Genomic DNA, 12,005 nt, shown 5'->3' with positions numbered 1-12,005 from the left:
TCAGGCATCTCCAATCAGCTTGACGACGCCGCGAAGCGAGCGCCCCAACAGTGATACGCAATCTCACATTATGGGTCGGAGCTTCTGCTGTACGTGTGGGAAGACTATGGGTGCCTACTCGCAACACTGAAACGGTGCTGGCGAGGTACACCAAGCAAACTTTCTGTCTCACTGGCCACGAGCAGTTCCCATATTGTTTTCTAGGCTCCGCAACGGCAGTTCGATGGCACGACAAGTACTTTCTTTTATGGTGTCGCCACCAAACGAAAGATTACGCACCTGATGATGTCACGATCCCAATCGAGGACGGAAAGATACTTGTGTCGGGATCGCGCCTTCTTTTCGTAAGCACCGATAGCAGCAGTATTGACGAAGATTTCAACGATCTACAGGCAATGGAGTTCGCGCCTGAAAACTATCAATCTCCAAATCTTGAATCGGCATTCTTTCCAATCCAGGAGAGCGATGCGTGGAACGGAAATTCCGACACTCAATTCTACCTGTTTGGTTATCCTACGGAGTGCCGAAGCGTTGACTACGAGATCCCGCATGTACATCTAAAACAGGTAGTCACCACCGGAAACTACATCGGAGCGAGCCATGCCCGGCATGTGCATCGTATAAAGATCACAGGCAAGACGCCTTTTTCTCAGGACGGCTTGAGTGGCGGTCCCATCTATCATATCGCACGAGACAGGAATTCCTACTTCGTAGGACTTGCTGGAATAATGATACGCGGTGGAAATCAGCACGTTTACTTCATCGACGTCCGGTTTATTTTGTCGCTTCTCCGATCGGCTTGGCCAGCATGATCAGGAGCAAGCACAGCCGGACGAACGTTGCGACACCAAGGTTTATCTCTGAAGCTCGTGTGTTCCCGGATCGCGCCATGTATTTTCAGCCGCAGGTGTGACGCGAGCAGCCGCCACAAACTCCACCGTCGTCCCCGCGAACGCGGGGACCCATAATCCGCGGCGGTCCTTGCTTAGAACGACTGGTCCCACATCTCGCCAACGACATCTTCCTGTGGTTATGGGTCCCGGATCGGCGCGTGCTGCGCACGCTTGTCCGGGACGACAGCGGAGCGCTTGGTGACGGCTCGCCCATCGACGATCCGAAGGGCGGCTTAGCCGAAGGCGTAAGCCGCCGCGTTAGTGGTCGGGTGGCGATGGCGGATTACGCTGCGCTAATCCGCCCTACTCGTCCGACGCCGGAGCTAAACACCGTGCTCCCATCACGCGGCCTGCAACGACCCCAGGAACCTACTCACCTCCCGCTTCAACCGTCCGCTCTCCGCCGACAGCGACCGTGCTGCCGTCAGCACCTGCGACGATGCCGAGCCTGTCTCCGAGGCGCCGCGCTGCACGTCGTCGATGTTGCGGGAGACGCGCTGGGTGCCGTTGGCGGCGTGCTGGACGTTGCGGGAGATCTCTTGCGTCGCGGCGCCCTGCTCTTCGACGGCGGCGGAGACGGCCGCTGCGATCTCCGACAGGCGGCCGATGGTGCTGCCGATCTCCTTGATCGAGCCGACCGACTCCTCGGTGGCGGCCTGGATGCCGGAGACCTGCTGGGCGATCTCGCCGGTGGCTTTCGCCGTCTGCTCGGCCAGCGCCTTGACCTCGGCGGCGACCACCGCGAAGCCGCGGCCGGCCTCGCCGGCGCGCGCCGCCTCGATGGTGGCGTTGAGCGCCAAGAGGTTGGTCTGGCCGGCGATGCTCGAGATCAGCTCGAGCACGTCGCCGATGCGGGTGGCGGCCTTCGACAGGGTGCCGACGCGCTCATTGGTGCGGTTGGCCTGCGCCACCGCCTCGCCGGCGATGCGGGCGGATTCCTGCACCTGGCGGGAGATCTCGCTGACCGAGGACGACAGCTCCTCGGCGGCGGAGGCCACCGTCTGCACGTTGGACGAGGCCTCCTGCGAGGCGGCGGCGACCTCGGTCGACAAATCCTGGCCGCGCGCGGCGGTGCTGGTGAGCGTCCCGGCGGAGGCTTCGAGCTCGCTCGAGGCGTGCGACACCGCATCGACGATCTCGCCGACGGCCTGCTCGAACTGGCGGGCGAGCTTCGCCATGTCGTCCCGGCGCTGCTGCTCCTGCCGCGCTTCGGCGTCGGCATGCTCGGCGCGCAGACGCTCGGTCTCGGCCATGTTGTCCTTGAACACCTGGATCGCCGTCGCCATGGCGCCGATCTCGTCGCGGGCGCCGCGGCCGGGAATTTCGACGGCGACGTCGCCGCTCGCGAGCCGCCCCATCGCCCGCGTCATCGACGCCAGCGGGCCGACGATGCTGCGCGCGATCAGGACCGCGACGAGGCAGCCGAACAGGATGGCGGCGGCGCCGACCAGCATCTGCAGCGAGATGGTGCTGTCGATGGCGCCCTCGGCGCGCGCGCGAGAAGCGTGATAGTCGGCATTCACGCCCGTTTCGGCGGCCTTGAGCGTGTCGATGCTCCGGGCGATCAGCGGCTCGATCGCGTTGGCGTAGATGTCCTCGGACTTCAGCGCCGCGGCGGCGGTGGCCTCGAACGCGGTCTTGTTGAGCTCCAGCGAGGCCTTCACCGGCGCGATCGCGGCCAGCACGCCCGCCGGCGGCGACGCGCCCTCCAGCGTGGCGAGCCGCTGCTCGACATTGTCGACGCCGGCGCGGAAGGCGGAGGCGGACTTGGTGTCGCGCAGCGCCAGGAAGCGCCAGGTCGCGATGCGGACGAGCTGCAGGCGGGCGTCGATGTCGGCGACCGCAGTCATGACCTCCGGTTCTTTCGAGATGCGCGCCGCGATCGACAGCTTGGCGGCCTTGGCGGCGAGGTCCTCGCCGCCCGGCAGCAGCGCGGCGCGGCCGCTCTTCACCTGCTTGACGGCCTCGCTGAGCGCGGCGCGCTGGGTCTGCATCTGCGCGATCTCGCCGGTGAGATCGCCATAGAGCCTGCGCCGCTCCGCGGACAGCGGGCCGGCGGTGGCCGCCTCCAGCAGCGCCGTCGCCGCCGCCTCGCGCTCGGCCGCCTCCTTGAGCGCCGGCTCGTTGGCGTCGTGGATGTAGCGCAGGTTGGCGCGCTGGATCGCCTGCAAATGGTTGGAGATCTGCAGGATGCGCGCGGTCGCGTCCGACAGCGCCGACATGCTCGCGACCTGGTCGCGCACGGCCCACAGGTTCCACACCGCCACGGCCGCCATCACGGCACCGGCGACGATGAGCGCCGCAAAGCCGGCGTAGAGACGCCCCCTGATCTTCAAGCTCATCATGTCCTCGTCCGCTCCCCCAAGAGCGGCAGGCGGGCGAACTGACGTCGCCAGGCGCCTGCCCCGCAGCATCGGCCGCCTGGCTGGCGACTCACAGCTATGCTGTATGCACGATGGGGGATATTTACTAATAGCGGGTTAGACGGCCGCGGCTCGCAGCTGCCGGTGTGACGCGAGCGGCCTCCACCAACTCCGATGTCGTCCCTGCGAACGCAGGGACCCATACTCCGCGGCGGTTGTCGTGAAACAAGACTGGTCCGACATCCCGCACAACAGCATCTCCCTGTGGCTATGGGTCCCTGCGTTCGCAGGGACGACAGCGGAGGACTGGGTGACGGCTTCGCGTGATGGTGGGAGACGACGCTCTCTCCGCCGTCATTCCGGGGCGCGCGTGAGCGCGAGCCCGGAATCCATAGCCACGACTCGCAGTTGGTGGAGCAATACGCCGAAACGGCCCGTCGCCACCACAACCGCTCGTGGTTATGGATTCCGGGCTCATTCGCGTGCCGCGAATGCCCCGGAATGACGGCGGAGACGATGGCTGGCTGTTGTCGTGCGGCGCTGGCCGGCTGATCAGCTCGCCTTGACGCTCACGATGAACGCACTCCGCGGCGGTTGTCGTGAAACAAGACTGGTCCGACATCCCGCACAACAGCATCTCCCTGTGGCTATGGGTCCCTGCGTTCGCAGGGACGACAGCGGAGGGCTGGGCGACGGCTTCGCGTCATGGCGGGGACGACGCTCTCGCCGCCGTCATTCCGGGGCGCGCGTGAGCGCGAGCCCGGAATCCATAGCCACGACTCGCAGTTGGTGGAGCAATACGCCGAAACGGCCCGTCGCCACCACAACCGCTCGTGGTTATGGATTCCGGGCTCATTCGCGTGCCGCGAATGCCCCGGAATGACGGCGGAGATGATGGCTGGCTGTTGTCGTGCGGCGCTAGCCGCCCGATCAGCTCGCCTTCACGCTCACGATGAACGCATCCACCTCGCGCTTCAGCGTCTCGGCCTGTTGCGACAGCTCGCCGGCGGCGTCGCGGGCCTCAGAGGCGAGGCGACCGGTTTCGGCTGACGTGGAGCTGATCTGGGCGATGTGGTTGGAGACGTCGAGGGTGCCGCGGGCGGCTTCCTGGACGCTCCGGGAGATGTCCTGGGTGGCGTTGCGCTGCTGCGAGGTGTCGACCTCGATGCCGGACATGATGGCGCTGATCTCGCTGAGCGTGGTCGAGATGCCGTCGATGGCGCCGCGGGTCTCGGCGGTGATGCCCTGGATGCTGGCGACGTGCGCCGAGATCTCGTCGGTCGCCTTGCTGGTCTGGTTGGCGAGGTTCTTCACCTCCGAGGCGACGACCGAAAAGCCTCGGCCGGCCTCGCCGGCGCGGGCGGCCTCGATGGTGGCGTTCAGCGCCAGCAAATTGGTCTGCGAGGCGATCGCCTGCACGAGCTGGACCACGGCCCCGATCTTCTCGGCGGCGTCCGACAGCGCGTGGATGGTGTTCTTGCTCTTCTCGGCCTGCGAGGCCGCGCCCTCGGCGCGCTGGGTGGCGTCGGAGACGCGGCGGCTGATGGTGCCGATCGAGCTCGTCATCTCCTCGGTCGAGCCGGCCACGGTCTGGACGCTGCGATTGGCGTGGTTGGCGGCGGCCTCGACCGCATTCGCCTTGGCCGAGGTGTCGTTGGCGGCGCGCGACAGGGTCTCGGCATTGCTCTTCAGCCGGATGGCCGAGGACGCCACGCTGCTGACGACGCTGGCGACGAGGTCGTTGAAGGAATGGATGCGGCCGTCGAGAAAGCGCGAGCGCTCGCCCTGGCGCTGCGCCTCCTGCAGCTCGCGCGCGGTAAGGCGCTGGCGCTCGATGCCGTTGGTCTTGAACACCTCGAGCGCGCCGGCGAGCTGGCCGATCTCGTTGCTGAGGCCGAGGCCGGGAATCGACGTGTCGTATTTCTGGTCGGCGACGTCGCGCATGGCCGAGACCATCGCGGCGAGCGGGCGCAGGATGCCGTTCTGCACGGCGGCATAGGTCATCAGGCAGACGGCGCTGGCGAACACGGCGATGGCCGCGCAGGCCATCAGGAAGTAGGAGAACGCCGACTGCGCCTGCTGATAGATCAGCATCGCATGATCACGGGCGGGACCGCTGAGATTGGCGAAGTCCGACGACAGGCTGGTGATCTGGTTGTTGAGATAGAGCACCGCGATGAAGCCGGTGCCGCCGCCGATCGCCAACAGCATGAGGAGAGAGGCGACGACGCCTCCCACGAGGAAGCGGATCGTCAGATTGCTGTTGGAGAACATCGGCTTTGCCCGGGTACGTCAGACGGAATGTCAACGCACACTTCCAGACAAAGGTAAAATAAGCTGAAAGCGCGGGTAGGTGCGGAGCACGGGAAAGCACGGGGGTTTTGCGGATCGACGGCGCGTTCTCATTTGCTGCGCACGCTTCTTACTCGCGACAGCCGGCCTTCGCACCACGCGCGCTTTCAGCCCGCCTCTCTCCGTCGTCATGGCCGGGCTTGACCCGGCCATCCACGTCGTCCGGCACTCTGGGATCCACGTGGATGCCCGGGTCAAGCCCGGGCATGACGGAGTAACTAACTGGCAGGTGATCGTGGCGTTAGCGGATCATCACGTCGCCGGCGGCTGCTCGGCCGCCATCAGAGCGGCGAGGCGCGCCTCCTCCTCGGCCGTCAGCTTCGGCGTGCCCTCCGGGCCGCGCTGGCCGCGGCGGCGGACCTGCCACCACAGCGCCAGGCCACCGCCGAGCAGCAGCATCGGCGGCAGCAGCCACAGCAGGAGGGTCTGGCGCTCGAAGCGCGGCTTCAGCAGCACGAACTGGCCGTAGCGCGCGACCAGGAAGTCCAGCACTTGATTATCACTATCACCGGCGGCAAGACGCTCGCGCACCAGCAGGCGCAGGTCGCGCGCCAGCGGCGCATCGGAATCGTCGATCGACTGATTCTGGCAGACCATGCAGCGCAGCTCGCGCGACAGCGCGCGGGCGCGCTGCTCCTTGGCGGTGTCCGACATCACCTCGTCGGGCTGCACGGCATGCGCCACTGGCGAGCTCAACAGCAGCAGCGCGAGCGCGAGGAAGCCGAGACTGCGTCGCATCCGCCCTACTCCGCCGGCTGCAGCGCGCGCGCGGCGCGCGCCGGCCGCGGCGCGCCGACGCGCAGGCGCCGGTCGGACAGCGACAGCAGGCCGCCGAACGCCATCAGCACCGGACCGAACCAGATCAAGAGCACCAGCGGCTTGTGATAGATGCGCACGGCCAGCCCGCCGTCGGCGGTGGCATCGCCGAGCGAGACGTAGAGCTGGCTGACGCCGCGCGTCATCAGCGCGGCTTCCGTCGTCGACATGCCGCGGGTGGCGAAGCTGCGCTTGCTCGGCGTCAGGACGCTGAGCTGCCTGCCGTCCTCGCTGATGACGAAGGTGCTGACGACCTCGCTGAAGTTCGGGCCCTGGCGCTGGCTCATGCCGTCGAACTTGATCTGGTAGCCGGCGAGATTGCGCACGTCGCCCGGACGCAAGGTGCTGATCAGCTCGCTGTTCCAGGTGGTCTCGCAGACGATGCCGAGCAGCGCGACGCCGAGGCCGGCATGCGCGAACGCCGTGCCCCACACCGAGCGCGGCAGGCCGCGGGTCCGGTGCAGCGCCGTCTTGAACGGCACGCGGGCCACGCCGCTGCGCTCGACCAGATCGACGACCGAGCCGGTGATGACGAACACGCCGAGACCGATACCGAGCGGCGCCAACGCGCTGCCGCCGCGCGCCCAGGCCCAGACGATCGCGATCGCCACCAGCGCCGTGACGCCGGCCGCGAGCAGCCGTTGGGTCGCCGCGACGAGGTCGCCGCGCTTCCACGCCAGCATCGGACCGAACGGCACCATCAGCAGCAACAGCGCGAACAAGGGGCCGAAGGTGATGTTGTAGAACGGCGCGCCGACCGAGAGCTTGAAGTCGAGCGCCTCCATGATCACCGGGTATAGCGTGCCGAACAGCACGGTGGCGCAGGACACGGTGAGCAGCAGATTGTTCAAGACCAGCGCGCCTTCGCGCGAGATCGGCGCGAACAGCCCGCCCTGCTTCAGCGCGGTGGCGCGGCCGGCGAACAGCGTCAGGCTGCCGCCGATGAACAGCACGAGGATGCCGAGGATGAACACGCCGCGCGTCGGATCGCTGGCGAAGGCGTGCACCGAGGTGATGACGCCGGAGCGCACCAGGAAGGTGCCGAGCAGGGACAGCGAGAAGGTCAGGATCGACAGCAGGATGGTCCAGACCTTGAGCGCGTTGCGCTTCTCCATGACGACAGCGGAGTGCAACAGCGCGGTGCCGGCGAGCCAGGGCATCAGCGAGGCGTTCTCGACCGGGTCCCAGAACCACCAGCCGCCCCAGCCGAGCTCGTAATAGGCCCAGTACGAGCCCATGGCGATGCCGAGCGTCAGGAAGATCCAGGCCATCAGGGTCCACGGCCGCACCCAGCGCGCCCAGGCGGCATCGATGCGGCCTTCGAGCAGGGCTGCGATTGCGAACGAGAACGAGATCGAGAAGCCGACATAGCCGAGATAGAGCATCGGCGGATGCACGGCGAGGCCGATGTCCTGCAGCACCGGATTGAGATCGCGGCCCTCGATCGGCGGGTTGGCGAGCCGCGCGAACGGATTCGATGTGGTCAGGATGAACAGATAGAACGCGGTCGCCACCCAGGCCTGCACCGCGAGCACGCGGGCGCGCAAGGACAGCGGCAGGTTGTTGCCGAAGGCCGCGACCATGGCGCCGAACAGCGCCAGGATCGACACCCACAGCAGCATCGAGCCTTCGTGGTTGCCCCACACGCCGGTTATCTTGTAGAGCAGCGGCTTCATCGAGTGCGAGTTCTCGAACACGTTGGCGACGGAGAAATCCGAGGTCACGTGCAACGTGATCAGCGCGATGAAGGAGAGACCGGCGAACAGCAATTGCGCCAGCGCGGCCGAGCGGCCGACATTCATCAGGGCGACGTCACGTTGATGCGCGCCGAGCATCGGCACGGTGGACTGGATCAGCGCCAGCGCAAGCGCCAGCACCAGGGCGTAATGTCCGCTCTCTGCAATCACTGCGTCGCTCCTGCCGCGCTCTTGTCAGCGCCCTCGCGCATCGACACCGGGCCCGGTTTGGCGCCGCCTTTCGGCTTGCCGTAATCGTCCTTCCAATGGCCCTGCTTCTTCAGGGCATCGGCGACTTCCTTCGGCATGTAGGTCTCGTCGTGCTTGGCGAGCACGGTGTCGGCCTTGAACACGCCGTCGGCATCGAGCGCGCCCTCGGCGACGACGCCCTGCCCTTCGCGGAACAGATCCGGCAGGATGCCCTTGTAGGCGACCGGCAGCTTGGCGCCGCCATCGGCGACCTCGAAGCTGACGGCGAGATCGTCGCCGCGCTTCAGCGAGCCCGGCTGCACCAGGCCGCCGAGCCGGAAGCGCTTGCCCGGGCCGATATGCTTCTCCGCGACCATGGTCGGGGTCGAGAAGAACACGATGGAGTCGCGCAGCGCGTTGAGCACCAGCCCTGCGGCGACCGCGAGCACGAACAGCGCCCCGCCGATGATCGTCAAACGCCTCTGCTTGCGTGTCATCCCTTGATCCCGTTGGCGGCGGAAGCGCCGCTCATCCATCCAAGCCGAAAGTCTTCACGCCCTCGTTGAGCTGCCGCAACCGCTCGGCATCGCCGGACACCGCCTGCCGCGCATCCGACAACGCCCCCTTGGCCTTGTCGAGATCGCCCATCACGACATAGGCGCGCACCAGGCGCAGCCAGCCCTCGACGTCGTCGCCATTCTGCTTCAGCCGCGCCGCCAGCCGGTCGACCATGCCGCGGATCATCGTCTCGCGGTCACCGTCGCTCATGCTCTTGGCCGCGGCCATCGCCTCGCTCGGCAGCGCCGGCACCTCGCCGCCGCCGACCCGGCCGAGCGCCGCCGTCACCAGCGGCCGCCACGGCGCATCCGCCGGCGCCTTGCCCAGCATCGCCCGCCAGATGTTGGCCGCATCGTCCTTGCGGCCGTCCTGCTCGGCGGCGAGACCGAGGTAGTAGTTCGACTTCGGCTCGTCGGCCTCGAGCGCATGGGCGCGCTCGAACTCCGCCTTGGCCTCGGCGGTGACGACGCCGCCAGCGGCGGCCGTGATCATCTCGCCGAGATCGGCGCGCTTGGCCGCGCCGTCGCCGGCATAGGTGATCATGTTGCGATAGGCCCGAATCGCGTCATCGGTGCGGCCGAGCCGCGCCAGCACCGGGGCGAGCACGGTCCAGCCGCGGCCGTCGGTCGGGTTCTTCTGCAGGTGCTGCTCGACCTGCGCCACCAGCGTTTCCAGCGGCTGCGTCCCGTTGGGCGGCGCCGCGCGTGCGGTGAGCGGGAAATCCGGCAGTTGCGGCGAGCCGAGCGGCAGGTAGACCGCGAGCGCCACGATCGGCACCCCGATCAGCGCCAGCACGGCCGCCGCGCGGCGCAGGCCGAGGCTCGGCTTCCCCGCAGCCTCGCCCTCCTGGTCGGCGGCAGCCAGCAGGCGGCGGCCGATCTCGACCCGCGCGGCTTCCGCCTCGACCTTGCCGATCAGCCCGGTTTCGACATCGCGCTCGATCTCGGCCAGCTGATCCTTGTAGACGACGACCTCGCGACCGCCAGACGCGGCCCGCGCGCCCAGGCCGAGCGGCAGCAGGACGGCGAAGATCGCCGCGGCCGTCATCACGGCGAACACGAACCAGAGAGTCATCAGACAGAGTTCCAGTCAGCGCCCACCGGCAGGCGCGCCTCGCGCCGCTTTTAACCAGCACCGTTCCCGGCGGCAATTCACATTTGCCGCCGTGGTAGCGCAGCCGTCCGCGCCAAAAAACTCAGGAGGATTACGTAATTAGGGGACCTCGAACTCAGCGCTCTTGGCGAGATAGCTGCCGTGCCCGTTCAGGGCCATAAGGAAATAGGTGCCCGGCCGGACATGGTCGGTGAGCCTGATCCGCAGCGACCCGACCGGGACCGGAGAGGCGATGGTGGTGACGGGATCGGGAAGTGGCGCCCCGCTCGTCTTGTCGACGAGCACGACCTTGGCCTTGATCATGAGGTTGCGATAGGTCGCGCGGACGACGCGGTTCTCGACCTCGACGAAGTTGATGACGGAAATCATGGTCTTGATGAAAATGGATGGAACTTGGCGGAACCTATGCGTGGCCCCGGGGCGAGGTCAACCTGAAATTGCAAAATCAAAAACGTCGACAGACTAGCAGAAAATCTCAACCGGCGCGCGAGGATTTTCGCTCGCCGTTCATCGCGTTCTCGGCCGACCTGCTCATCAATTGGGCGTAGTCGTTGCCGAACAGGACGTGACAGAAGCGGATCGCCGCCGACACCTGCGACTGCCGATAGGCGCGCGCCCGCGCGTCGCCCGAGCGCAGCGACTGCACCAGCGCTTCGGTGGCCTTCTCGACATATTGCTGCAGATCGGAATAGGTCCGCAGCGTCACCTCGTTGATCGCGAGCTCGCTGGCATAGTTGCGGCAGACGGCGACGAACTCGATCAGTGCAGCCACCTCCTCGACCTCGCTGCCATCGACGCCGGCGCCGGCCGGAATGTCCTTGTCGGCGCGCTGGCGCAGGATGCGGCGGACGCGGCCAGGCACGCTGTCGATCTCCGATTGCAGGGCATTGGAGATGTCGGCGCGGATCGCGGTGAGCTGCTTGCCCCAGTTCGATTCCGAGCGCAGGTCGAGCTCGGTGCGCAGGCCGCGAACGCCGTCATGCAGCGTCTTCAGCGTATCGCCGAGATCGGAGAAATGACCGCGCCGGATGTCGGCGCGCAGCACCGAGGCGAGACCGGCGAGATCGTTGAGCGCGATGGTGACGGCGACGCCGAACGGGGTCGCGGCGACCCTGATCTCGTCGTCGGAGGCGGCGATCTTGGTGGCGAGACGGATGATCTGCCAGGGCGCGGCGAGCCGCTGCATCACCAGCGACAGTGCGAACGGCAGCATCGAGGGCGTCTGCAGCGACGGCACGTTGATGGCTTCGGTGACGGAGGCGATCTGCGAATCGCCGAGCACGCGGATGATGCCGGGCAGCCGGCCGTTGAGGCCGTCGAGCGCCTCGCGGTTCTGCAGCACCAGCGCGATCGGCAGCAGATCCTCGATCACGCTGGGGGCGCCGATGCGGGCCAGCGCGCGCTGGCGGTCGCCGGTCGCGTTGGGGCCGACGAGGTTCATCAGCGCCTCGGCGGCGGCGCGCTGCAGCTTGCGTGCGGCCATCTCGACCTCGCGCGAACTGTCGCCGGAGACCGACATCGCGGCCTCGAATTCGGCGTAGCGCTCCGGCGCGCCTTCGCGACCGAGCCACTGCCAGACCGGCAGCAGCGAGGCACGGCGGATCTGGCCGGGACGGAGAGGACCGGTGGAATCGGTGAGGAACGGGTCGAGCGGCCGGAACAGCCGACGCGGGCCATCGCCGCTCTGGCGGCGCTCGTCGCGGCCTTGCGGACGGGCGACCTCGATGGCGGGTTGGGGCCGCGCCGGGTCGGCTGCTGGAGCGGGAGCCGGCGGCGCGACGGGCCGCACCACCTTGCGCAGCTGCTCGAGCACCAGGGTCGCCACGGCGACGTCCTGGCCGCGCTCGATGGCGCGCTCGAATTCGCGCATCAGGAGCGACTGCGCGTTCGGCGGCAGCTGCCCGAGATATTCCCTTAACCGCTCGTGAGCTGTCTGACCCATGCGCCGGCGTGCAAATTTCCACGGCGAGAGCGCACATCGCGCA

The 12,005-nt window shown here is 67.3% G+C and carries 9 protein-coding genes; 1 reads left to right on the top strand and 8 read right to left on the bottom strand.

Going from position 1 to position 12,005, the window contains the following annotated elements; translation table 11 throughout:
• Positions 1-110: 110 nt before the first annotated feature.
• On the top strand, positions 111-812 hold the full coding sequence (locus ACQR03_RS27995; protein ID WP_315753047.1) for a hypothetical protein: 702 nt from the start codon (positions 111-113) through the stop codon (positions 810-812).
• 422 nt (positions 813-1,234) lie between these two features.
• Here ACQR03_RS27995 and ACQR03_RS27990 read toward each other — a convergent pair whose 3' ends face one another.
• From ACQR03_RS27990 to ACQR03_RS27955, 8 genes are all read right to left on the bottom strand, one after another.
• Entirely contained in the window at positions 1,235-3,238 is a 2,004-nt protein-coding gene (locus ACQR03_RS27990) for a methyl-accepting chemotaxis protein (protein WP_316171133.1), read from the bottom strand.
• Between the two features lie 948 nt (positions 3,239-4,186).
• A complete protein-coding gene (locus ACQR03_RS27985) occupies positions 4,187-5,530 on the bottom strand; it encodes a methyl-accepting chemotaxis protein (protein WP_316171134.1) in 1,344 nt (447 codons plus the stop codon).
• Between the two features lie 330 nt (positions 5,531-5,860).
• On the bottom strand, positions 5,861-6,346 hold the full coding sequence (locus ACQR03_RS27980; protein WP_316202802.1) for a cytochrome c-type biogenesis protein: 486 nt from the start codon (positions 6,344-6,346) through the stop codon (positions 5,861-5,863).
• A gap of 5 nt (positions 6,347-6,351) precedes the next feature.
• Positions 6,352-8,331 (bottom strand): heme lyase CcmF/NrfE family subunit, encoded by a 1,980-nt coding sequence (locus ACQR03_RS27975; RefSeq protein WP_434842029.1) that lies wholly within the window; start codon positions 8,329-8,331, stop codon positions 6,352-6,354.
• Entirely contained in the window at positions 8,328-8,846 is a 519-nt protein-coding gene (gene ccmE, locus ACQR03_RS27970; RefSeq protein WP_434842028.1) for a cytochrome c maturation protein CcmE, read from the bottom strand. The genes ACQR03_RS27975 and ccmE overlap by 4 nt, the downstream gene beginning before the upstream one ends.
• A gap of 31 nt (positions 8,847-8,877) precedes the next feature.
• Positions 8,878-9,981 (bottom strand): c-type cytochrome biogenesis protein CcmI, encoded by a 1,104-nt coding sequence (gene ccmI, locus ACQR03_RS27965; RefSeq protein ID WP_315828272.1) that lies wholly within the window; start codon positions 9,979-9,981, stop codon positions 8,878-8,880.
• Between the two features lie 138 nt (positions 9,982-10,119).
• The gene (locus tag ACQR03_RS27960; protein ID WP_315716145.1) at positions 10,120-10,389 is read right to left on the bottom strand and encodes a hypothetical protein; all 270 of its coding nucleotides are present in this window, start codon (positions 10,387-10,389) and stop codon (positions 10,120-10,122) included.
• 106 nt (positions 10,390-10,495) lie between these two features.
• On the bottom strand, positions 10,496-11,962 hold the full coding sequence (locus tag ACQR03_RS27955) for a hypothetical protein (RefSeq protein ID WP_315716144.1): 1,467 nt from the start codon (positions 11,960-11,962) through the stop codon (positions 10,496-10,498).
• Between the last annotated feature and the right edge of the window lie 43 nt (positions 11,963-12,005).

The sequence above is a fragment of the Bradyrhizobium sp. HKCCYLS3070 genome (genome assembly GCF_051167575.1).
Lineage (GTDB): Bacteria > Pseudomonadota > Alphaproteobacteria > Rhizobiales > Xanthobacteraceae > Bradyrhizobium.
This window is presented reverse-complemented; position numbering and strand designations above follow the sequence as displayed.